We start from the raw sequence: 21,378 nt of genomic DNA, 5'->3' as shown, positions 1-21,378 counted from the left end.
GGTGAGGCAACTTTTACAGCTTAGCTCAGCCAGCTCAACGGAACCAAATCCGCTGTTAGGTGGAGCTAGTGTGATCGTCAGGCGCTCCTCGTCCAACCTCGTTTCCCAGGCCCTCGGGGCTCCGGGTCGGTGTCCGTGTCGCTCTGACCTGGAATAAGTTACGTGGTGCTGATTCGCATGTCAAATCGCCTGGTAAACGGGTGTTTTCGCGATCATCGCAGCGACCGCCCCGTCACTCCGGAGCGCCGACCCGCTCGATCTCGGCACCCAGCGACCGCAGGTTCTCCACGAAATCCGGGTAACCGCGGTCGATGTGGAAGACGTCGTGCACCTCGGTCATGCCGTCCGCGACCAGACCGGCCAGCACCAGGCCCGCGCCCGCGCGAATGTCCGACGACCACACCGGCGCACTGGACAGGCGCGGAATCCCGCGCACCACAGCGTGATGACCGTCGGTGCGGGCGTCGGCGCCCAGGCGGATCATCTCCTCCACGAAACGGAAGCGCGCCTCGAAGATGTTCTCGGTGATCATCGAGGTGCCGTCGGCGATCGCGGCCAGACCGATGGCCATCGGCTGGAGGTCGGTCGGGAAACCCGGGAACGGCAGGGTCGAGAAGTTCACCGCGCGCGGACGTTCGGACTGCAGCACCCGGAACCCGTCCGGCTCGAACGAGATCCGCGCGCCCGCGGAGCGCAGCTTGTCCAGCACCAGGGACAGATGCTTGGGGTTGATCCCGGAGACGCGCACGTCGCCCTGGGTCATGGCGGCGGCGATACCCCAGGTGGCGGCGACGATGCGGTCGCCGATCACCCGATGGGTGACCGGTGACAGCTTGCGCACGCCGTCGATGGTGAGCACCGAGGTGCCCGCACCGTCCACCTTCGCGCCCATGCGGATGAGCATGTTGCACAGATCGACGATCTCCGGTTCCCGCGCGGCGTTGTCGATGATGGTCTGCCCCTCGGCGAGCACCGCCGCCATCAGGATGTTCTCGGTCGCGCCCACCGACGGGAAGTCCAGGCGAATGCGCGCGCCCTGCAGCTCGTCGGCGCGCGCCACCAGGCAGCCGTGCTCGATCTCGCTGGTCGCGCCGAGCAGCCGCAGTCCGGCCTGGTGCATGTCGAGCGGACGGGAACCGATTGCGTCACCGCCCGGCAGCGCCACCACGGCCCGCTTGCACCGCGCCATGAGCGGACCCAGGACGCATACCGAGGCGCGGAACTGGGTCACGGCGGGAAAGTCCGCGTGGTACTTGGGTTCCGGCGGCGTCGTGATGGACACCGTGCCGGCGTCGATCGTGACATCGCAGCCGAGACCGCGCAGCACCTCGGCCATGAGCGGCACATCGAGAATGTCCGGGCAGTTCGTGATCGTGGACGTCCCCTCGGCCAGGAGGGCAGCCGCCATCAGTTTGAGGACGCTGTTCTTGGCGCCCCCGACCGCAACCTCACCGACAAGACGCTTGCCCCCGGTCACCAGAAACCGTTCACTCACAGGGGTAGCTTATCCATCGCGAGCGGCGGGGCGCGCGTGTATGCGCCGCTGTGCCCCGGTGTGCCGCGATATCGGCCTGTCGGCGACGGATTTTCGTTTCGGCTCGGGAGTTCGGCGGGCGAATCAGTCGGTTCCGCCGCCCGGCTGCCACAGCACGTCGCCCTCGGGATTGGTGACGCGGCTGAGGATGAACAGCAGATCCGACAGGCGGTTGAGGTATTTCGCGGGCAGCACGCCGGTGTCGTCGGGATGCGCCGACACCGCCGCCCACGCCGAGCGCTCCGCCCGCCGCGCCACCGTGCGCGCGGTGTGCAGGAGTGCGGCCAAGGGGGTGCCGCCGGGGAGAATGAACGAATTCAGCGGGGCCAGGCCCTCGTTGAACTCGTCGCACCACCGCTCCAGGCGGTCGATATAGGTCTGGGTGATCCGCAGCGGCGGGTACTTCGGATCCTCGACCACGGGAGTGGACAGATCCGCGCCCGCGTCGAACAGGTCGTTCTGAATCTGGCGCAGGACCTTCAGGATTCGCTCGTCCGGCTGCCCCAGCGCGACGGCGACGCCGATGGCGGCGTTGGTCTCGTCACAGTCGGCGTAGGCGGTCAGCCGGGGGTCGTTCTTGGACACCCGCGAGAAGTCGCTGAGTCCGGTGGTCCCGTCGTCTCCGGTCCGCGTGTAGATCCGGGTCAGGTGCACACTCACACGACCACCGTAGCGCTGATCACAGCGCGACGACCCTAGAGACCGGGGCGGCGGCGGATGCGGTCGGAGGGTCGCGACTCCACCCAGGACAGGAAGGCGGCCCGCGCACCGCGGTCCAGGGCCAGTTCGTAGGTGCCCACGCCATCGGTGACCTCGACGATGCCGATCTCATCGGTCATGATGTCGAATTCGTCGCCGTCGGGATTGCGGCGGCCGCTCACCTCGATGCCGAGGCGGCGCATGGCGAAGTCCGGTCCCAGTTTCAGGCTGGAGAGCTTGTAGAAGACCAGGGTGTCCTCGTCGTAGCGGATCAGCCCGTGCCGCCACCCGCCGCCGTGGCCGCGGGCGGGCAGTGCGCGCACGATCGCGGCCGTCCCGCCGCGGCGCAGCATGACCAGCCGGTACGTGGAGGCCAGTGCCAGGCCGACGAGCAGCAGCACCAGAATGATCAGGAGAACCATCCCGGTCTGCAATGTCGCTCCGTCCCTTCACGTTCACGTCGCCGTCGAGCACGCGCCCGACCGTTGGCCGGACTCCGCTCGTGTGGTCGATAGTAGCGACCGCGCGAACGGTGAGCCCGGCCATCCGCCGAATGTGACGTATGCGCTGTTCAGCCCATGCTGAACGGTTGGCCCCAGAGCACCACGTTCCCGATGAAATTCGTGGTGTCGATCTCGGCGGCGACGAACGAGCGCGCCTGCGCGTAGCCGCCGCAGCCGTCCACCGAGAAGGTCTCGTCGATCCAGCTGACGCTGGCATGCGGACCCGGCACCTTGTTGTAGCGCTTGTGCGATTCCTGGCCGTAGTCGTCGGGCTTCTCGATATCGAGCAGCAGCCGGGACACCGCCTGGCCGGGCGCCACCGTGATGCCGCCGCCCACTGCCGCGCTCGGCGATATCGACCAGGCCCCCTGCGCGTCCTGCTCGGCGGTCGCGCCGCCGCTGTTGTTCCCGGTGACCGAGCCGATATCCACCTGGCAGGCCACCACGTAGCCGGGCGAGATCTTGATGGTGGCCGTCGCGGCGCTCGGCCCCGACAGGTCGACGATGCCGCGACCGGTCGCCCACACGTTCCGGTGGATCGGCGTGGCACCCATCGACGGGCTGATCTTCACCGATTCGCCGTCGATCCGGACGGTCACCGTGGTGCCGTCCGGCAGCTGCCGGGAGATCTCACCGCCCGGCAACGGAATGAAGGTGTCGGCCCGCGCCGTCCCGGCGGGCAGGAGCCCGAGCACCACCGCCGCCGCGACCGCCGTCCCGACCAACCTGCCGCCCCCGCGTACTGTCCCCATGCCGAACATGCGATCCCTTCGCGTCGTCAGTGGTGCGGTCAGCCGATGCTGAACGGCTGGCCGTAGAGGGTGACCTTGGCGTAATCCGTGCCGATGATCTCCACCACGGAGACCTGCCGGGCCTGCGCGTAACCGCCACAGCCCTGAATCTCCATCGGAACGTCCTGGTACTGAATGTCGTAGGTGCCGCTCTTGATGAGTTCGATGTTGTTGATGGCGACCCATTTCACCTCACCCGGCGACAGCGGAAAGCTGAATCCGACCGAGAGACTCGGGGTCGTGCTGATACCGACCGACGTACTGCCGCTGAACGAACCCAGCGCGACCTGGCAGCCGACGATATAGCCCACCGTCAGATTGGACGAGCCGTGTGTCCCGGAATTATTGGTACCCGGGAAATTTCGTGGTCCGTTGTTCGGTCCGACCTCCCCGTCCGGGGTCTGTACCTCGGCCGTCACGTTGCCGGAAACCCAGGTCGAACGCCCGGCTCCGTTGACCGCGAGCGATGGCGAAACAATCGCGCGCTCACCGCGACTGGTGATTTTCACCCCGGGGCCCTCGATATATCCGTCCGGCATCGGCACGACCACATCCGCAGCGGCCGACCCGGGTGCGAAGAATCCGATACCGGCGACGATCGCGGACGCCGCGATGGAAACAAACCTGCTCATTCACCCCTCGCGCATCGTGGCGAGGCCGCACCTACCCGAGGGCGACCGCGCTGCGCCAACTCATTGAGGTAATGCTGGAAAAGCAAGGCTGAAGAACCGGAATTGCCGAGACTCGGCGGCATGATTCTAACCACACCCGGAAAAAAGTCAGCGCGGCGGCCCCGGGAATTCCCGGAACCGCCGCGCCGCGAAGAGAACTCGGATCAGGCCTTGGCCTTCTCCAGGGCACGCACCCGGCCCTGTGCGACCAGCTTGGCGGCGTCGCCGGCCTCGCTGTCGGCGAGCACGGCACGCGCGGCCGCCTCGTCGATATCCGCCGCGAGCTCAGCGGATTCCGCCAGCACGCGCACCGAGGTGGCGGTGACGGAGAAGAATCCGCCGTGCACCGCCGCGATGATCTTCTCGCCATCGGTGGAGTGGATGGACACGGTGCCACCGTCGACCAGCTGGCCGAGCAGCGGCTCGTGGTTCGGCATGATGCCGATTTCGCCCTCCGTGGTCTGGGCACTCACGAAAGACGCGGTGCCCGACCACAGTCGCCGTTCGACGGCGACCAGATCGACCGACATTTCAGCCATGTGCGACTACTTTCCGGCGATCTTCTTCGCGGCCTTCTCGACGTCGTCGAGACCACCGCAGGAGTTGAACGCCTGCTCCGGGAAGTGATCGAACTCGCCCTTGCAGACGCGATCGAAGTCGTCGATGGTCTGCTCCAGCGGCACGACCGAACCCGGCTGACCGGTGAACTTCTCGGCCACGATGAAGTTCTGGCCGAGGAACTTCTCCAGACGACGGGCGCGGCCGACGAGGACCTTGTCCTCTTCGGAGAGCTCGTCCATGCCGAGGATGGCGATGATGTCCTGCAGTTCCTTGTACTTCTGCAGGATGCGCTTGACCTCGTTGGCCACCCGGAAGTGCCGCTCGCCCACGATCGACGCCTCGAGGATACGAGAGGTCGAGGTCAGCGGGTCGACGGCCGGGTAGATGCCCTTCTGCGAAATCGGACGCGAGAGCTCGGTGGTGGCGTCCAGGTGCGCGAAGGTGGTCGCCGGGGCCGGGTCGGTGTAGTCGTCGGCGGGCACGTAGATGGCCTGCATGGACGTGATCGAACGGCCACGGGTCGAGGTGATGCGCTCCTGCAGCTGCCCCATCTCGTCGGCCAGGGTGGGCTGGTAACCCACGGCCGAGGGCATGCGACCCAGCAGGGTCGAGACCTCGGAACCGGCCTGGGTGAACCGGAAGATGTTGTCGATGAAGAGCAGCACGTCCTGGTTCTGCACGTCACGGAAGTACTCGGCCATGGTCAGGGCCGAGAGGGCGACGCGCATACGGGTGCCCGGCGGCTCGTCCATCTGGCCGAAGACGAGGGCGGTGTCCTGGAGGACGCCCATCTCTTCCATTTCCAGGTGCAGGTCGGTGCCCTCACGGGTGCGCTCACCGACGCCCGCGAACACGGACGTGCCGGAGAACTCACGCGCGATACGGGTGATCATCTCCTGGATCAGCACGGTCTTGCCGACGCCGGCGCCACCGAACAGACCGATCTTGCCACCCTTCACGTACGGGGTGAGCAGGTCGATGACCTTGATGCCCGTCTCCAGGATCTCGGTCTTGCCCTCGAGCTGGTCGAAGGCGGGCGGCTGGCGGTGGATGCCCCACTGCTCGCCGTCGCGGCCCAGGCCCGGGGAGTCCAGGCAGTCGCCGAGGGCGTTGAACACGTGGCCCTTGACGACGTCACCGACGGGCACCGAGATCGGCTTGCCGGTGTCGCGCACCTCGACGCCGCGGACCAGACCGTCGGTCGGCTGCATGGAAATCGTGCGAACGATGTTGTCGCCCAGGTGCTGCGCGACCTCGAGGGTCAGCGTCTTGGCCACCGCGGACAGCGCGATGTCCGCGTGCAGGGCGTTGTACAGGTCGGGGATGGAGCCCCGCGGGAACTCGACGTCCACGACGGGACCGATGACGCGGGAGACGCGGCCGGTGCCGGCGCCAACCCGGTTCTCTTTGGTGACAGCTGCGGTCATTGGGTTCTCTTCCTGGGCTTAGTCGCTCGAGCTCGATGCCAGCGCGTTGGCGCCGCCGACGATTTCGGTGATTTCCTGCGTAATTCCGGCCTGACGCAACGAGTTCGCGGTCCGAGTCAGCGAATTCACCAGCTCGGTGGCGTTGTCCGTCGCGGCCTTCATTGCGGTGCGGCGCGCAGCCGACTCCGATGCCGCCGCATCGAGCAGCGACGCGTAGATCCGCGTATTGATGTACTTCGGCAGCAGCGCACCCAGCAGGGTGCTCGCATCCGGCTCGAACTCGTACTGGGCCGTGGGCTCCGCCGACGCCGAGTCGGTGAAGCTGTCGGGCCCCAGGTCGAAGCTCTCGTCCACGAAGCTCACCTGGATCGGGGCCAGGCGGCGGACCTCGGGGGTCTGCGTCAGCATCGACACGAAGCGGGTGTACACGATGTGCAGCTCGTCGACGCCCGCCATGGTGCCCACCCCGTTGGGGGTTTCGACCTCGCCGTCGGCGCCCGCCATGAACGCCTCGACCAGGTGGTTGCACGCGGCGGAGGCGTCGGCGTAGTTGGGCGACTGGGAGAAGCCCACCCACGAACCGGTCACATCGCGATCGCGGAAGGTGTAGTAGGTCAGGCCCTTCGCGCCCATGACATACAGCACCGGCTCCTTGCCCTCGGAGCGCAGCGTGGTCACCAGCTCCTCGGCGCGCTTGAGCACATTGGAGTTGTAACCACCGCACATACCGCGGTCACTGGTGATCACCAGGACCGCGGCGCGCCGCGGGTTGGGCCGCTCGGACAGCAGCGGATGGCTGAGATTGCCGCTCGCGCCCGCCAATTCGGCGAGCACCTTGGTGATCTCCTCCGCGTACGGCTTGGCGGCGGCCACCCGGGCCTGCGCCTTGCTGATTCGCGAGGTGGCGATCAGCTCTTGCGCCTTCGTGATCTTCTTGATCGAGCTCACACTACGAATACGGGAGCGCAGTTCGCGCACGCTTGGCATCTACTCACTCCCTTCATTCGTCAGTTCCGACAGTCGCATCGCTGGTCTCGATTACTTCTCGACGCGCTTGCGAGTGACCGACAGCGACTCGACCTCTTCGTGGTCGAGCTGACCGGCCTCGGGCTCGTTGACGACGCGCGAGCCGTCGGAGGCGAGGAAGCCCTGCTTGAACTTCTCGGTCGCGGACTTGATGGCGTCGGCGGGCTCGCCGTCGAGCGGCTTGGCGCCGCCCTCCAACGCGTCGAAGGACGCCTGGGTGTTGGCGTGCAGGAACTCCAGCAGCTCGGTGTTGAAGCGGCGCACATCGGCGACCGGCACCGAGTCGTAGTAGCCCGCGTCCACCAGGTACAGCGAGACGACCTGGTCCTCGACCGACACCGGGGCGTACTGGTCCTGCTTGAGCAGCTCGACCCAGCGCGCGCCACGCTCCAGCTGAGCCAGCGAGGCAGCGTCCAGGTCGGAGGCGAAGGCGGAGAACGCCTCCAGCTCGCGGTAGGAGGCCAGCTCCAGACGCAGCGAACCGGACACCTTCTTCATGGCCTTGGTCTGCGCGGCGCCACCGACTCGGGAGACGGAGATACCGACGTTGATGGCCGGGCGGACACCCTTGTTGAAGAGGTCCGACTCCAGGAAGACCTGGCCGTCGGTGATGGAGATGACGTTGGTGGGAATGAACGCCGAGACGTCGTTGGCCTTGGTCTCGATGATCGGCAGACCGGTCATGGAGCCCGCGCCCATCTCGTCGGACAGCTTGGCGCAACGCTCCAGCAGCCGCGAGTGCAGGTAGAAGACGTCACCCGGGTACGCCTCGCGGCCCGGCGGGCGGCGCAGCAGCAGCGAGATGGCGCGGTAGGCCTCGGCCTGCTTGGACAGGTCGTCGAACACGATCAGGACGTGCTTGCCCTGGTACATCCAGTGCTGGCCCAGCGCCGAACCGGTGTAGGGGGCCAGCCACTTGAAGCCGGCGGAGTCCGACGCGGGGGCCGCGACGATGGTGGTGTACTCCATCGCGCCGTGCGCCTCGAGGGCGGCCTTCACACCGGCGATGGTGGAGCCCTTCTGGCCGATGGCGACGTAGATGCAGCGCACCTGCTTGGTCGGGTCACCGGTGGCCCAGTTGGCCTTCTGGTTGATGATGGCGTCGATGCAGACCGCGGTCTTGCCGGTCTTGCGGTCACCGATGACGAGCTGACGCTGGCCGCGGCCGATGGCGGTCAGGGCGTCGATCGCGGTGATGCCGGTGGCCATGGGCTCACCGACCGGCTGGCGCTCCAGCACGGTGGCGGCCTGCAGCTCGAGCACGCGACGCTCGGTGGACTCGATCTCGCCGAGGCCGTCGATCGGCGCGCCGAGCGGGTCGATGACGCGGCCGAGGAAGTTGTCGCCCACCGGGACCGAGAGCACGTCGCCGGTACGGCGGACCTGCTGGCCCTCCTCGATGGTGTTGAACTCACCCAGGATGACCGCACCGATCTCGGTGGCGTCGAGGTTCAGCGCGACGCCCTGGACGCCGCCCGGGAACTCGAGCAGCTCGTTGGCCATCGCCGACGGCAGGCCGCTGACGTGGGCGATACCGTCGCCGGTGTCGGTGACGACACCGACTTCCTCGATGGAGGTCTCGGGGGTGTAGCTCTGGGTGTAGCTCTCGATCGCGCTACGGATCTCATCGGGGGAGATCGTCAGCTCCGCCATGTTCTTCCTGCTCTCGCTGTCTGGTCTCGAATGTCGGTGTGTTGGGGTGACTGCGCGCTCAGGCCAGGCTCTGGCGGAGTCGCCGCAGTCGTCCGACGGCGCTGCCGTCGATCAGGTCATCGCCCACGCGCACGACGACACCGGCCAGCAGGCTGGGGTCGACCTGCACGTGCACCGTGACGGGCTTGTCGTAGAGGCGCTGCAGTGAAGCAGCCAGGTGCTCCCGCTGCTGCGGTGTCATCTCGACCGCGGCGCGCACGTGCGCCACGATCTGGTCCCGCAGGGACGCCGCCAGATCGGACAGGTGGTCGAAGGCCGCGCCGACGCCATTGCCGCGCAGGCGGGCGACCGCCTGTTCGGCGAGCTTCGCCGTGGTGTCCTCGACCTTGCCGGTGAGCAGGCGGGCCAGCAGTTCCCGGCGCGCCGAGGCGGGCTTGCCGTGATCCGACAGCGCCTGCTCCAGCTCCGGGTTGTCCTCGACGATCCGGCCCAGCCGGAACAGCTCGTCCTCGACGGCGTCGATACGGCCGCGGTCGGCCGCGGAGCGCAGCAGCGCCTCCTGTCCGAGCAGCACGAGGGTGTCGACGAAATCGCGGGTCCGCGACCAGTCCTGGGCGACGGCGGTGGTGAGCACCGCCTGGGTGGCCGCGCTGACCTTGCCACCGAATACCCGTTCGGCGAGCTCGGCGCGCACCGAGCTCGACACCGACTTATCCGCGAGCGCCACACGCAGCGAACGCTGGTCGTCGAGTACGGCGACAACGGCGAACAGTTCGGAGCCGGTCGTTTCCGCGACAGTGTCGCTCCCGGTCAGAGCGGACCGAAGAGCTTCCCGCGCACGGGAACTCGCCTCGCGGCTCGCTGCGTACATGCTTCCCACTTTCGCGTCGTTACCTTCCGACCCCGATGCCGCTCTTCTCGTCCAGTTCCGCGAGGAACCGGTCGATGGAGGCGGCCTGCTTGGCCTGATCGGACACCGACTGCCCGATGATCTTCTCGGCCAGGTCGATCGCGGTCGCGCCCAGCTCCGTGCGGAGCTCGGTCACGATCTGCTGGCGCTGCGCCTCGAGCTGAGTCTGGCCGGAGGCCACGATGCGGTCGGCCTCGGCCTGGGCGTCCGCGCGCATCTGCGCGAGGATCTGCTGGCCCTGGGTGCGCGCTTCCTCACGGATGCGGGCGGCCTCGAGCCGGGCCTCGGCCAGCTGCTCCTGGTACTGCTGGAGGGTGGCCTGCGCCTCTGCCTGGGCCGCTTCCGCCTTGGCGATACCGCCCTCGATCTTCTCCGAACGCTCGTCGAGCACCTTGGTCAGGCGCGGGACGACGTACTTGTAGAAGACGAACGCGATGACCGCGAAGACGACCAACGACCAGACGATGTCGTATGTCGCCGGGATGAGGGGGTTCTGGTCTTCGGCCCCCTCAGCCGCGAGCAAGTGAATGCTGCTCATAAGTTGACTTCCGCAATCAGAAGATGAAGCCGGCCACGAGGCCGATCAGCGCCAGGGCCTCGGTGAAGGCGATACCCAGGAACATGTTGGTCCGGATGGTGCCCTGCAGCTCCGGCTGACGGGCGATGCCCTCGATGGCCTTACCGACGACGATGCCGACGCCGATGCCGGGGCCGATGGCGGCGAGGCCGTAGCCGATGGCGCCGTAGCCCTTGGAGGTGGTTTCGATGGTTTCCTGGGCCAGGTACGCGAGGCTCATGAGTCTTTCATTCCCTTTCTGTCGCCCACCCGCCGACGGCGGTGTGTAGCAGGTTTAGGTTGTCCGGTCGGTCAGTGAGAGTCGGCGTGCTGCGCGAGGCCGATGTACACGGCCGTGAGCAGCGCGAAGACGTAGGCCTGCAGGAAGACCACCAGGAGTTCGAAGAGGGTGAACGCGAACCCGCCGAGCAGCGAGAACGGCGAGAGCACCTTCATCCAGGCGGCGCCATCGAACAGGAAGAACTGGGTGGCGCTGAAGAACAGCACCAGCATGATGTGGCCGGCCAGCATGTTCGCCATGAGTCGAACGGTCAGGGTGAACGGGCGCAGCAGGAAGGTCGAGATGAACTCGATCGGGATCAGCAGTACGTGCATCGCGGGCGGCACGTTCGGCACCACGATGCTGGAACGCATGTAGTGGAAGAAGCCGTACTTCTTGATACCCACGTAGTTGAACGCGACATACGCGACCAGGGCGAGCACCAGCGGGAAGCCGATGCGGGCGTTCGAGGAGATGTTCAGGAACGGAATGACGCCGGAGATATTCAGGAACAGCACCGCGAAGAAGATCGACGCGATGAGCGGGAAGAACTTCTTTCCGGTTTCCTTACCCAGCACCTCGTCGCAGATCTGCTCCTTGACGAAGATCAGACCGGTTTCCGCGATGTTCTGCAGGCCACGCGGAACGAGTTTGGGGCTGCGGAATGCCAGCAGCATGAATCCCACCAGTACGGCAGCCATCAGGATACGAACGAGCATCAGACGGTCGAGCTCGAACGGCGTCCCCTCGAACAGCAGAGCTGGAGGGAAGAAGTCGTTAAGCGACGGCGCGTGGAACTCGCCCGCCGCCAAAGTGATGACGCTCAGCGTTCTCTCCCGTGTTCGGGCCGCGGGCCATAGTTTTCACCCGCGGTTCGATCGGACATTGACGATCTGGTGGGTCGACTCAGGTCGGCTCGAAGTTCGTCAGCAGCTGTTCGGGCATTTACCCGGGCGTCTGAGCGCGCGTCGGCGACATCGTCGACGGTGCAGAACCGGAACCCCGCAGGGCCCGGCACGGCTGTAAGCATAACCTGCCCCACCTGGGTCCACGAGGGACCCCCCTGTTGGTTCGGTTGCCTACAGGTAAAGAGTTTATCAAGTTATCTACGACAACGTGTAGGGGGTGGCCGGAAACAGCGAGTGAACTATCCCCTACCCCCTACCGGTCTTCCAGGTCGATGACCGGAACCCGTTGGCGCAGAAGGCCGTACGTCTCCGCGCCGAGCACGACGAGCAGGGCGCCGACCACGGTCAGGAACAGCGTCGGGCGACTGTAGAAGTCGAAATTCTGCAGCACCGCGACCACCACCAGGGCCACCAGGATCTTGCCGACCCAGCTGCCCAGCAGCACCAGGCCCTGAATACCGGAGTCGAAGCGGGCACTCAGCAGCACCGAGGCCGCCGTGGTGAGAATGAACCCGCCGCCGATCCCCGCGCCGAGCAGGGCGCCCCACAGGCCCGGCAGCCCGGCGAAGATCACGCCGAGGATGGCTGAAATCACCACGAGCACAATCAATCCGAAAATGCCGTAGCGCAGCGCGGCCCGGAGCGGAGCGTCCTGACCGGGATTGGATGCCGTAGTCACGCCGACCCACTTTACCCGCGAGCCGCGTCGGGGCCGCGCGGCGGTTTGCGACCGGCCTTCAGGGTCAGTTCACCCATGGACGGAACGGCGGTGATCACGAGGGCGAAAACCAGGCCGCCGGCGAACAGCAGCACCACCAGGCGGCGATCCATGAGCGACGAACCGACCGCTCCGAATGCGAGCACACTCACCCACAGGTAGATCAACAACACCACCCGGCGATGCGAATGCCCGATCTGGAGCAATCGGTGGTGCAGGTGCATTTTGTCCGGGGTGGAGAAACTCACACCCGCGCGCACGCGCCGCACGATGGCCAGAACAAGATCGAGTACCGGAATGAACATGACCGCGCCCACCAGCAACAGCGGCGACAACAGACCGACGATGTCGCGGGTGCCGTAACCCTGGAGCGGAATACGGCCGGACGCGCCGGTGGAGACCGCGGCGAGCATCAAACCGATGAGCATCGAGCCGGAATCGCCCATGAAAATCCGAGCAGGCTGGAAATTATGCGCCAGAAATCCCAGACAGCCGCCCGCGAGCGCCGCGGCCAGCAGCGCCGGCGGATAGGTGTCGGTGGAACCGCCCTGCTCGTAGAGCAAGCCCACGGTGAACACGAATACCGCCGCGGCGGCGATCAATCCCAGCCCAGCGGCCAGGCCGTCCAGACCGTCCACGAAATTCATGGCGTTGATCATGGTGACGGTGATGCCGACCGTGACCAGGCCGCCCTGGAGCTGATCGAGCACCACGGTGGTATTGGTGAACGGGTTGTAGATGGCGACCCAGCTCAGGCCCATCACGGCCATGACTCCGGCGGCGGTGACCTGGCCGACGAGTTTGGTGAGCCAGTCCAGCCCCCAGCGGTCGTCGATGATGCCGACCAGCACGATGAGCGTGCCCGCGACCACCACGGCCGGAATATCGGCGGGATAGTCGAAGCCGCGGCGCAGTGCGGGCAGCTGGTGGGCGAACAGCACGGCGGCCAGCACACCCAGATAGATGCCGACGCCGCCCATGCGGGGAATAGGCTTCACGTGCACGTCGCGCTCGCGGGGCACCGCCACCGCGCCGAACGCGATGGCCCCCACTCGGACTCCGCCGGTGGACAGATAGGTCACCACCGTGGCGACCAGCAGTACCAGCAGCAGCTCCCGCAGGGGGACCACCGCCGCCGTACTGAAAACACCTTGGCTCAGCAGGTCGCTACTCGACACCATCTACCGGGCCGTCACCGCGTTGCCTGCGAGACGAGCTCCTCCGGCGAGACGCCGAGCACCTCGGCGACCGCTGCGGTCGGCACCGCGCCCTCGCGCAGGATGCGCGGGGTGTCGGCGGTCAGGTCCACGATGGTGGAGGCCAGCGCGTGCTCGGCCTTGCCGCCGTCGAGGTAGACGCCGACGAGTTCACCCAGCTGGTCGCGCGCCTCGCCGACGGTGGTGGCGGGCGGCTGGCCCGACACGTTGGCGCTGGACACCGCCAGCGGCCCGACCTCGCGCAGCAGTTCCAGCGCGACCGGGTGCAGCGGCATCCGCAGCATGACGGTCCCGCGCGCGTCGCCCAGGTCCCAGGCCAGCGAAGGCGCCTGCTGCACAACCAGACTCAGCGCACCCGGCCAGAACGCCCGGATCAGATCGCGCGCCTGCGGGCGCACCGAGAACACCAGTCCGTCGATGGTGTTCCAGGAACCCACCAGCACCGGCACCGGCATATCCCGCCCGCGCCGCTTGGCCGCCAGCAGCGCGGCGACGGCCGAGCTGTCGAACGCGTCGGCGGCGATTCCGTAGAGCGTGTCGGTCGGAATGACGGCCAACCGCCCGGACTTCAGAGCGCTGCGCGCGGCAGTCAGTCCCGCGGCGCGCGAATCGGGATCGGCGCAGTCGTAGACGGTACTCACGCGCAACATCTTGGCACGGATGCGCTCTCGGCAAGTGTCAGGGGCTCGAGGCCATGGTCGCGGCCCCCGGCGCGCCACTGCGCGCGCTGCTCAGACGCGCAGCTCGGCGAGGTGCCGCCGCAGCGTTGCGCGCACCGATTCCGGGGTGCGGCGACGGGTGAGGACCTGGATCGTCAAACCGTCGGCCAGCGCGATCAGGTCCTCGCCCACCTGCTCGGGGTCGACCTCGGATCGGATCAGGCCGCCGTCGACGCCGAGCCGCAGCAGGAGGACGAGCAGTTCGGCCAGGCCCCGATAGTGGTCACGCTGGGCGGCGGCGACCACCGGATCCACTGCCGCCTGTGCACTGAAGGCCAGCCAGACACTCGCCTCGACCAGATCGGGGTCGTCGACGACGAGCATGGCGTCGAGCGTCTGCTCCACCAGGGTGAGCACCGATTCCGGCTCGGCCGACGCCGCGATGCGAGTCCGGGCCCGCTCGGCGACCCGCTGGTTCACGTGCTCCTGCGCGAATATCAGCATCTGTTGGCGGGTTTCGAAGCAGCGCTGCACCGCGCCCATGGACACCCCGGCCGCGGCGGCCACCTCGCGCAGGGTGGCCGCCTCCAGACCGCGTCGGCCGATGAGATCGCAGACGGCGTCGGCGATGAGCCGCCGACGGCTCTCGTGGTCCACGTGGCGAGGCATGCGGACATCGTAGCGATGCAGGCGCATCGGAAAAATGTTAGGTTCCGATGCAAACGCATCGAAACCTTCGACCGACAGGTGAGGAGAACGGGATGACGAGACGGGCGACCACCGGACTGTCGCGCCGAGGACTGCTGGGAGTGGGCGCGATGGGAATCGGCGCGCTCGCGGCCGGATGTGCGCGCAACGAGGGCACCGCCGGGGCGCGCGCACGTCCGACCATCGTGATCGTGCACGGGGCCAACGGCAATGGCGCGTCCTACGCCCCCTTGCTGGCGGAGTTGACGCTGGCCGGACACCGCGCGCTGGCGGTCGACCTGCCCGGACACGGGGCGGCGGCGCACTTCCCGCCGTCCTATCAGGCCCCGCAGGATCTCGCGGCCCTGGCCAGCGAGCCGTCGCCGCTGGCTGAGTTGCGACTGGCCGACAATGTGGCGCATGTGGTCGCGGTAGTGCGGGCGGCCGCCGCGCGGGGACCGGTGATTCTGATGGGTCACAGCATGGGCGGGGCGACGATCACGCGGGTCGGCAACGAGGTACCCGACAGCATCGCTCGGCTGGTCTATCTCACCGCCTTCTGCTGCGTCGAACTGCGCAGCGTGCTGGAGTGCTACCTGACGCCCGAGGCTGCCACCTCCCTGGCCACCACCATGCCCAGCGTCGGCGGCGATCCCCAGCGGACCGGCTTCACCCGAACCAATTGGCGCTCGGCGGATCCCGAATTCCTGGCTGCCGCCCACAGCTCGCTGGCCGAGGGCTACGACGATGCCGCGTTCCGGGCGGCGCTCAATGCCATGGAACCCGACGAGGCGTGGGCGGTCACCACCGACGATGCCCGCGGCGAGCCCGCGACCTGGGGCCGTATCCCCCGCACCTATATCCGCTGCACCCGCGACCGCACCCTGCCCCTCGCCCTCCAGGACCGCATGATCCGCGAGGCCGACACCGCCACCCCGGACAACCCCTTCGAGGTGTTCGACCTCGACGCACCGCACCTCGGCCCCCGCGATCCCGGCCCGCTCGCCGATATCCTCGTCCGGCTGGCCGACCGGCTGACCTGAGTTGAGCGGTGCACGGACCGGCGGCGGGCGGCCACCAGCGCGCCACCGGACACCGCGGCGACGGGTTACAGCCGCCGTGCGGGGCGGACGATCGCCGAGTCGGCCGTGCGGATCAGCGCGCCGGTACGACCGGGCAAACACCGGCGCGGTGACCGGATGCCGGCGCGCGCGGGCGAGACGTCGGAGGTGGGGGCGGGTCAGCCGGTGCGGCGGGCGGCGACGAAGCGAGGTTTTCCGGCCAGATCGGGGTGTTCGACGATGGCGTCGAAGCCGCCGTGGGAGTGGAAGAGGGCGGCGGTGTCGGAGCCGTTGGTGTCGTCGTGTTCCACAGCCGTGACGCCGTCGACCCGGAGCAGGCGGGCGATGGTGCCGATCATGGGGCGGATGACGGAGAGGCCGTCGGGGCCGCCGAAGAGGGCGCGGCGGGGGTCGTGGTCGGCGACCTCGGGGTCCAGTCGGGCCGATTCGGGGATGTAGGGCGGGTTGGCGACCACCACGTCGACCGTGCCGTTCAGGTGGGACAGCAGGTCGGGGGCGGTGACGTCGCCCGCGTGCAGGTCGATCGGGGTGTCGCCCTGATCGGCCCGGTGCAGGGCGTTGCGGCGGGCCCAGTCCAGGGCCGCCGGGTCCAGTTCCACGGCGTGTACCTGGGCGTCGGGGCGGGCGTGGGCGATGGCGAGGGCCAGCGCGCCGGAGCCGGTGCACAGGTCCACGACGACGGGCCGGTGTTCGTGGCCGACGGCCTCCAGCTGGGCCAGCGCCCAGGCGAAGAGCAGTTCGGTCTCGGGGCGCGGGATGAATACGCCGGGGCCGACCGCGAGGTCGATCTCGCCCATCGCGGCGGTGCCCGTGAGATGTTGCAGCGGAACACGTTCCGCGCGGCGGGCCACCAGCGCCCGGAAGTCCGCCAGCTGTTCGGGGGTGAGCAGCGGGACCATCATGAGGCGCATGCGGTCCACCCCCAGCACATGGGCGGCGAGCAGCTCCGCGTCCGTGTGCGGACTGTGCACCCCGGCGTCGGCGAGGGTCTCGACGGCCTCGCGGATCACGGCCCGCAGCCCGACACGTGGCTCCCCCGCCTCCCCGCGACTTCTGCCGATCAGTGGGTGCCTCGATTCTTCCGTCGCGGACCGGCGGCCGAGTGCCGCCCGCCTGCTGGGCGTACCCGGCGAGTTATCCATGATCTCACCGAATCCGTTGTCCCGACTCGAACTCGGGTAACCCGCGGACGGGAATGCGTCATTCCGCCGTGAGCCGGGCCGTGCGGTCGGCTTCGGCCAGCGCGTCGAGCAGGTCGTCGAGGTTGCCGTCCAGGACCGAGTCCAGATTGTGCGCCTTGAAGCCGATGCGGTGATCGGCGATGCGGTTCTCCGGGAAGTTGTAGGTGCGGATGCGTTCGGAGCGGTCCACGGTGCGGATCTGCGAGGCACGGCCCGCGGCGGCCTCCTGCTCGGCCTGCTCCTCGGCGAGGGCTTGCAGACGCGCGGCCAGTACCTGCATGGCGCGGATCTTGTTCTGCAGCTGCGAGCGCTCGTTCTGGCAGGTCACCACGATGCCGGTGGGCAGGTGGGTGAGGCGCACGGCGGAATCGGTGGTGTTGACGCCCTGGCCGCCCTTGCCGGAGGAGCGGTAGACGTCGACGCGCAGATCCTTCTCGTCGATCTGCACCTGCTCGACCTCGTCGGGTTCGGGGTAGACGAGCACACCGGCCGCGGAGGTGTGGATGCGCCCCTGCGATTCGGTGACCGGCACGCGCTGCACGCGGTGCACGCCGCCCTCCCATTTGAGCCGGGACCACACGCCGTCGCGGCTGGGCTCCTTGCTCCGGATGGAGAAGGTGGCCTCCTTGTACCCGTCCAGATCCGAGTAGGTGACGCCCAGCACCTCGACCTTCCACCCGTGCCGTTCGGCGTAGCGGATGTACATGCGCGCCAGATCGGAGGCGAACAGCGCCGATTCCTCGCCGCCCTCACCGGATTTCACCTCGAGCACCACATCGTCGGCGTCGTGTGGATCGCGCGGGGCGAGCAGATCGGTGAGCGTCTTCTCCAGGTCCTCGACCTGTTCGCGCAGGGCGGGCACCTCGGCGGCGAAGGACGCGTCATCGGCGGCCAGTTCCTCGGCCGCGGCCAGATCGTCACGCGCGGAGGTCAGCCTGTTGTAGGTGGACATGACCGGCCCCAGCTCCGCGAACCGCTTGCCGACGCGCCGCGCCGCGCCCGGATCGTTGTGCAGCGCCGGATCCGCCAGCTGCGTCTCCAGACCGGCGTACTCGGCCAGGATGTCGTCGATCGCGGACGGGGCCGCGGACTTGTCGGCCATGACATGTGCTCCTCGAGGGTGGTGTTATCGAAGCTCTGCAAACACAGCGACGCCCGACCTGCAGTGCAGGACGGGCGTCGGCGGGGTAGCTACTTGGCAGCCTTCGCGCGCTTGCCGTAGCGAGCCTCGAAGCGAGCCACGCGGCCACCGGTGTCCAGGATCTTCTGCTTGCCCGTGTAGAACGGGTGGCACTGGGAGCAGACCTCGACGGTGATGTGGCCCGACTCCTTGGTGCTGCGAGTCTGGAAGGTGTTGCCGCAGCCGCACACGACCGTGGTGTCCACGTACGTGGGGTGAATTCCTGCCTTCATGGATGTCCTTTCGATGGTCGCCGGGTCGCCCTCGACGACCGAGGACGTGAACCGGAACCGACTAGGCATGGTTGCCGACGGACCAGTATAAACGCCGCCTCGCGGGGCCTTGTTCCCGGTCCCTCCGGTCGTGCGCGCCAGGGTGGCAGCACCCGGACGAACCCTGAACTTCTCCCCCGTCCGGAGTAGTTCTCGCGGGCGATGTGCGCGACGACCGTAACCGAGAACATGGGGATGGTCGGATTTGTTCCGAATCCACCCCCAAGGAATTGCGGGCACGCATCTTTCGAGGGCTCGAGTCACCCCTGAAAGTCGAGTAGCCGTCTACTCAAGAATGCGAACACCGTTGTTCATAGTGTCGTGTCAGGTGGGAGGAACCCCCTACGAACAGAAAGGACAGCTGTGAACCGGACACACGAACGCCGAGCCGAGATCGTCGCGGGCGGTGTCTTCGCAGTACTGCTCCTGGGGGCGGTCGTGGGATGGTGCGCCAGGCCCGAACCCAACCCGACGGTGCATTCCCGCGCACCGCGGCCGGGCACCGGCGACCTCACCTATACGGCGGTCACGGCGTCCGGCGCACAGGTCGCCGTGACCGCCACCATCATCGGCTTCCTGATCATCGGCGCGGCCCTGATCGGCTTGTTCTTCTTCAGCCCGCGCCCAACCCCGAATACACCTCGGCGGCCCCGCCGTAGCGGAGCCGCCGAACTGGTTCGAACCGCGAGCGAAAGGGCGACAGGATATTTCGCGCCCTTCCGGCTCATGTCCTACTCGTCGAGTGCGCCCGGAGCGGTCTTCGAGACCTGCATGAGGAACTCGATATTGCTCTTGGACTTCTTCAACCGGTCGATCAGCAGGTCGATCGCCTGATGCGAGTCCAGGCCGGAGAGCACGCGCCGCAGCTTGTGGATGACCGCGGCCTCGTCGGGCGACATCAGTAGATCGTCGCGGCGGGTGCCGGACGGGTTGACGTCCACCGCCGGGAACACGCGGCGCTCGGCGATCTTGCGATCGAGCTTGAGCTCGGCGTTGCCGGTGCCCTTGAACTCCTCGAAGATGACCGTGTCACCGGTGGAGCCGGTCTCCACCATCGCGGTGGCGATGATGGTGAGCGAGCCGCCGTTCTCGATATTGCGGGCCGCGCCGAGGAACCGCTTGGGCGGGTACAGCGCGGTCGAGTCCACACCACCGGAGAGGATGCGGCCCGAGGCGGGCGAGGAGTTGTTGTACGCACGACCCAGCCGGGTGATGGAGTCGAGCAGCACCACCACGTCCTGACCCATTTCCACCAGGCGCTTGGCCCGCTCGATGGCGAGTTCGGCGACCGAGGTGTGATCGCTCGGCGGCCGGTCGAACGTGGAGGCGATGACCTCGCCGCGCACGGAGCGCTGCATATCGGTCACTTCCTCGGGACGCTCGTCCACCAGCACCACCATGAGGTAGCACTCGGGGTTGTTGGTCGCGATGGCGTTCGCGATGTCCTGCATGATCGTGGTCTTACCGGCCTTGGGCGGCGACACGATCAGGGCGCGCTGGCCCTTGCCGATCGGCATGATCAGGTCGATCACGCGGGTGGTCAGCTTGTTGGGCTGGGTCTCCAGCCGCAGGCGCTGATTCGGGTACAGCGGGGTCAGCTTGCTGAATTCCGGACGGCGCTTGGCGGATTCGATATCCGAGCCGTTGACGGTGTCCAGGCGCACCAGCGGGTCGAACTTCTGGCGCTGGTTGCTCTGATCGCCCTCGCGGGGGGCGCGCACCGCACCGGTGATGGCGTCACCGCGACGCAGGCCGTTCTTGCGGACCAGGTTCATCGACACGTACACGTCGTTCGGACCGGCCAGGTAGCCGGAGGTGCGCACGAACGCGTAGTTGTCGAGCACGTCGAGAATGCCGGCCACCGGCTGCAGGACGTCGTCCTCGCGGATCTCCATCTCGCGGGACTCACCGCTGCCGCCGTCGCGGTCCCGGCCCCGGCGGCGCTCGCGGAAGCGACGGCCGCGGCGGCCGCGGCCGCCTTCCTCGTCGTCTCCGCCGCGGTCGTCGCGGCGCGCGGTGCCGTTCTGGTTCTGCTGGCCGCCGTTCTGCTGGCGGTCGTTCTGCTGATTGCGATCGCGGCGGCGCTCGCCCTCCGACTCGGACTTGCCCTCGCCGCCGGACGCCTCGGTCGAAGTCCCTTCGGCGGCAGCGTTGTTCGCCGCGGCGGCACGCTGTTCGCGGCCCCGACGCTGGCGACCCCGACCACGCTGGCCTTCCCGGCCACCGTCCTCGCCATCGCCCGCGTCGCGCTTGGATTCCTGCGCGGGAGCGGCATCGGCGGCCTCGCCCTTGGGCGCGCCGCGCTTCGACGCGTCGTTCTTGGCGGTGTCGCTCTTGCCGGCGTCGCTCTTGCCGGCGTCGCTCTTGGACGGCTCGTTCTTGGCCGACTCGCCCTTGGACGGCTCGTTCTTGGTCTCGGCGGGGGCGTCGGCCTTGGCCGATCCGGACTCCCCGCTGGTCGGCGCGGTATCCGCGCCCTTGGTGGCCTCGGCATCGGCCTTGGCCTTCTCACCCCGGCCACCCTTCGCGGGCTTGCCCGCGGCGGCGGCTTTGGCGCCACCGGACTGATTTTCCTTGATGGCGGCGATGAGATCACCCTTACGCATCCCGGAAGTGCCTCGGATACCGAGCTCTCCCGCAAGCGCACGCAACTGCGGCAACAACATTCCAGTCAGCCCCGATCGTGCGACGTCGGTTTGTTCACTCATCTTGCTCGAACTTTGTCCGGAGTCACTTTCGCGGTCGCCCGAGGAATCGGAATTGGTATCCACCCCGGGTGTCGCGAGCAGGTCCGTATCTGTCACGGAAATCCTTTCCTTCCCTCGATTGCCGTGTGCCTTGTCGAGGGTTTCTCCTGCAATCC

Annotated in this window: 22 protein-coding genes; 1 reads left to right on the top strand and 21 read right to left on the bottom strand. The window is 67.8% G+C overall.

Annotated elements, in window-relative coordinates; all coding sequences use genetic code 11:
• Positions 1-232: 232 nt before the first annotated feature.
• From murA to ON31_RS07175, 17 genes are all read right to left on the bottom strand, one after another.
• Entirely contained in the window at positions 233-1,495 is a 1,263-nt protein-coding gene (murA, locus tag ON31_RS07255; RefSeq protein ID WP_039810681.1) for a UDP-N-acetylglucosamine 1-carboxyvinyltransferase, read from the bottom strand.
• Between the two features lie 123 nt (positions 1,496-1,618).
• Positions 1,619-2,194, bottom strand: a complete 576-nt coding sequence (locus tag ON31_RS07250; RefSeq protein WP_039810679.1) for a cob(I)yrinic acid a,c-diamide adenosyltransferase — start codon at positions 2,192-2,194, stop codon at positions 1,619-1,621.
• Positions 2,195-2,229: 35 nt separating this feature from the next.
• Positions 2,230-2,655 carry a DUF2550 domain-containing protein gene (locus tag ON31_RS07245; protein ID WP_039810677.1) on the bottom strand — a complete coding sequence of 142 codons (426 nt, stop codon included), beginning with the start codon at positions 2,653-2,655 and terminating at the stop codon, positions 2,230-2,232.
• Positions 2,656-2,804: 149 nt separating this feature from the next.
• Positions 2,805-3,488 (bottom strand): MspA family porin, encoded by a 684-nt coding sequence (locus tag ON31_RS07240; protein WP_039810700.1) that lies wholly within the window; start codon positions 3,486-3,488, stop codon positions 2,805-2,807.
• A 38-nt stretch (positions 3,489-3,526) separates the two neighbouring features.
• Positions 3,527-4,159, bottom strand: coding sequence for an MspA family porin (locus ON31_RS07235; protein WP_039810675.1), 633 nt, complete (start codon positions 4,157-4,159; stop codon positions 3,527-3,529).
• A 203-nt stretch (positions 4,160-4,362) separates the two neighbouring features.
• The gene (locus ON31_RS07230; RefSeq protein WP_039810673.1) at positions 4,363-4,737 is read right to left on the bottom strand and encodes a F0F1 ATP synthase subunit epsilon; all 375 of its coding nucleotides are present in this window, start codon (positions 4,735-4,737) and stop codon (positions 4,363-4,365) included.
• Positions 4,738-4,743: 6 nt separating this feature from the next.
• The gene (atpD, locus tag ON31_RS07225; RefSeq protein ID WP_039810672.1) at positions 4,744-6,186 is read right to left on the bottom strand and encodes a F0F1 ATP synthase subunit beta; all 1,443 of its coding nucleotides are present in this window, start codon (positions 6,184-6,186) and stop codon (positions 4,744-4,746) included.
• A gap of 18 nt (positions 6,187-6,204) precedes the next feature.
• On the bottom strand, positions 6,205-7,173 hold the full coding sequence (locus tag ON31_RS07220) for a F0F1 ATP synthase subunit gamma (RefSeq protein ID WP_039810670.1): 969 nt from the start codon (positions 7,171-7,173) through the stop codon (positions 6,205-6,207).
• Positions 7,174-7,224: 51 nt separating this feature from the next.
• Complete coding sequence (gene atpA, locus ON31_RS07215; protein WP_039810666.1) at positions 7,225-8,865, bottom strand: F0F1 ATP synthase subunit alpha; 1,641 nt, start codon at positions 8,863-8,865, stop codon at positions 7,225-7,227.
• Between the two features lie 58 nt (positions 8,866-8,923).
• The gene (locus ON31_RS07210) at positions 8,924-9,736 is read right to left on the bottom strand and encodes a F0F1 ATP synthase subunit delta (protein ID WP_039810665.1); all 813 of its coding nucleotides are present in this window, start codon (positions 9,734-9,736) and stop codon (positions 8,924-8,926) included.
• Positions 9,737-9,755: 19 nt separating this feature from the next.
• Complete coding sequence (locus tag ON31_RS07205) at positions 9,756-10,313, bottom strand: F0F1 ATP synthase subunit B (RefSeq protein WP_039810663.1); 558 nt, start codon at positions 10,311-10,313, stop codon at positions 9,756-9,758.
• A gap of 16 nt (positions 10,314-10,329) precedes the next feature.
• Entirely contained in the window at positions 10,330-10,572 is a 243-nt protein-coding gene (locus tag ON31_RS07200; RefSeq protein WP_029925821.1) for an ATP synthase F0 subunit C, read from the bottom strand.
• Positions 10,573-10,643: 71 nt separating this feature from the next.
• Positions 10,644-11,423 (bottom strand): F0F1 ATP synthase subunit A, encoded by a 780-nt coding sequence (gene atpB / locus ON31_RS07195; RefSeq protein ID WP_483406958.1) that lies wholly within the window; start codon positions 11,421-11,423, stop codon positions 10,644-10,646.
• Positions 11,424-11,772: 349 nt separating this feature from the next.
• The gene (locus tag ON31_RS07190; RefSeq protein WP_039810661.1) at positions 11,773-12,198 is read right to left on the bottom strand and encodes a Cg1360 family ATP-synthase-associated protein; all 426 of its coding nucleotides are present in this window, start codon (positions 12,196-12,198) and stop codon (positions 11,773-11,775) included.
• Between the two features lie 11 nt (positions 12,199-12,209).
• Positions 12,210-13,418, bottom strand: coding sequence for an MraY family glycosyltransferase (locus ON31_RS07185; RefSeq protein ID WP_051036956.1), 1,209 nt, complete (start codon positions 13,416-13,418; stop codon positions 12,210-12,212).
• 11 nt (positions 13,419-13,429) lie between these two features.
• The gene (locus ON31_RS07180) at positions 13,430-14,095 is read right to left on the bottom strand and encodes an L-threonylcarbamoyladenylate synthase (RefSeq protein ID WP_039810696.1); all 666 of its coding nucleotides are present in this window, start codon (positions 14,093-14,095) and stop codon (positions 13,430-13,432) included.
• 90 nt (positions 14,096-14,185) lie between these two features.
• Complete coding sequence (locus ON31_RS07175; protein ID WP_039810694.1) at positions 14,186-14,782, bottom strand: TetR/AcrR family transcriptional regulator; 597 nt, start codon at positions 14,780-14,782, stop codon at positions 14,186-14,188.
• A gap of 92 nt (positions 14,783-14,874) precedes the next feature.
• Here ON31_RS07175 and ON31_RS07170 point away from each other — a divergent pair, with 92 nt between their 5' ends.
• Positions 14,875-15,843, top strand: coding sequence for an alpha/beta hydrolase (locus ON31_RS07170; RefSeq protein ID WP_039810659.1), 969 nt, complete (start codon positions 14,875-14,877; stop codon positions 15,841-15,843).
• A 197-nt stretch (positions 15,844-16,040) separates the two neighbouring features.
• Here the strand turns inward: ON31_RS07170 and prmC are convergent, their stop codons facing one another.
• The 4 genes from prmC to rho all read right to left on the bottom strand — a co-directional run bounded on the left by prmC (position 16,041) and on the right by rho (position 21,319).
• Positions 16,041-16,901 (bottom strand): peptide chain release factor N(5)-glutamine methyltransferase, encoded by an 861-nt coding sequence (prmC, locus tag ON31_RS07165; RefSeq protein WP_039810692.1) that lies wholly within the window; start codon positions 16,899-16,901, stop codon positions 16,041-16,043.
• 181 nt (positions 16,902-17,082) lie between these two features.
• Complete coding sequence (prfA, locus tag ON31_RS07160) at positions 17,083-18,165, bottom strand: peptide chain release factor 1 (protein ID WP_039810657.1); 1,083 nt, start codon at positions 18,163-18,165, stop codon at positions 17,083-17,085.
• Positions 18,166-18,254: 89 nt separating this feature from the next.
• A complete protein-coding gene (rpmE, locus tag ON31_RS07155; RefSeq protein ID WP_029925807.1) occupies positions 18,255-18,476 on the bottom strand; it encodes a 50S ribosomal protein L31 in 222 nt (73 codons plus the stop codon).
• 770 nt (positions 18,477-19,246) lie between these two features.
• Entirely contained in the window at positions 19,247-21,319 is a 2,073-nt protein-coding gene (gene rho / locus ON31_RS07150; protein ID WP_039810656.1) for a transcription termination factor Rho, read from the bottom strand.
• Positions 21,320-21,378 lie beyond the last annotated feature (59 nt).

This window comes from Nocardia otitidiscaviarum NBRC 14405 (genome assembly GCF_000308635.1).
Lineage (GTDB): Bacteria > Actinomycetota > Actinomycetes > Mycobacteriales > Mycobacteriaceae > Nocardia > Nocardia otitidiscaviarum.
Note: the sequence above shows the minus strand (reverse complement) of the source record. Positions and strands in the feature narration are given on the sequence as shown.

Coding starts and splice junctions, on each gene's coding strand:
- ON31_RS07245 (WP_039810677.1), bottom strand. CDS start 2,655: ATGGTTCTCCTGATCATTCTGGTGCTGCTGCTCGTCGGCCTGGCACTG.
- ON31_RS07240 (WP_039810700.1), bottom strand. CDS start 3,488: ATGGGGACAGTACGCGGGGGCGGCAGGTTGGTCGGGACGGCGGTCGCG.
- ON31_RS07235 (WP_039810675.1), bottom strand. CDS start 4,159: ATGAGCAGGTTTGTTTCCATCGCGGCGTCCGCGATCGTCGCCGGTATC.
- ON31_RS07230 (WP_039810673.1), bottom strand. CDS start 4,737: ATGGCTGAAATGTCGGTCGATCTGGTCGCCGTCGAACGGCGACTGTGG.
- atpD (WP_039810672.1), bottom strand. CDS start 6,186: ATGACCGCAGCTGTCACCAAAGAGAACCGGGTTGGCGCCGGCACCGGC.
- ON31_RS07220 (WP_039810670.1), bottom strand. CDS start 7,173: ATGCCAAGCGTGCGCGAACTGCGCTCCCGTATTCGTAGTGTGAGCTCG.
- atpA (WP_039810666.1), bottom strand. CDS start 8,865: ATGGCGGAGCTGACGATCTCCCCCGATGAGATCCGTAGCGCGATCGAG.
- ON31_RS07210 (WP_039810665.1), bottom strand. CDS start 9,736: ATGTACGCAGCGAGCCGCGAGGCGAGTTCCCGTGCGCGGGAAGCTCTT.
- ON31_RS07205 (WP_039810663.1), bottom strand. CDS start 10,313: ATGAGCAGCATTCACTTGCTCGCGGCTGAGGGGGCCGAAGACCAGAAC.
- ON31_RS07200 (WP_029925821.1), bottom strand. CDS start 10,572: ATGAGCCTCGCGTACCTGGCCCAGGAAACCATCGAAACCACCTCCAAG.
- ON31_RS07185 (WP_051036956.1), bottom strand. CDS start 13,418: ATGGTGTCGAGTAGCGACCTGCTGAGCCAAGGTGTTTTCAGTACGGCG.
- ON31_RS07175 (WP_039810694.1), bottom strand. CDS start 14,782: ATGCCTCGCCACGTGGACCACGAGAGCCGTCGGCGGCTCATCGCCGAC.
- ON31_RS07170 (WP_039810659.1), top strand. CDS start 14,875: ATGACGAGACGGGCGACCACCGGACTGTCGCGCCGAGGACTGCTGGGA.
- prfA (WP_039810657.1), bottom strand. CDS start 18,165: ATGGCCGACAAGTCCGCGGCCCCGTCCGCGATCGACGACATCCTGGCC.
- rpmE (WP_029925807.1), bottom strand. CDS start 18,476: ATGAAGGCAGGAATTCACCCCACGTACGTGGACACCACGGTCGTGTGC.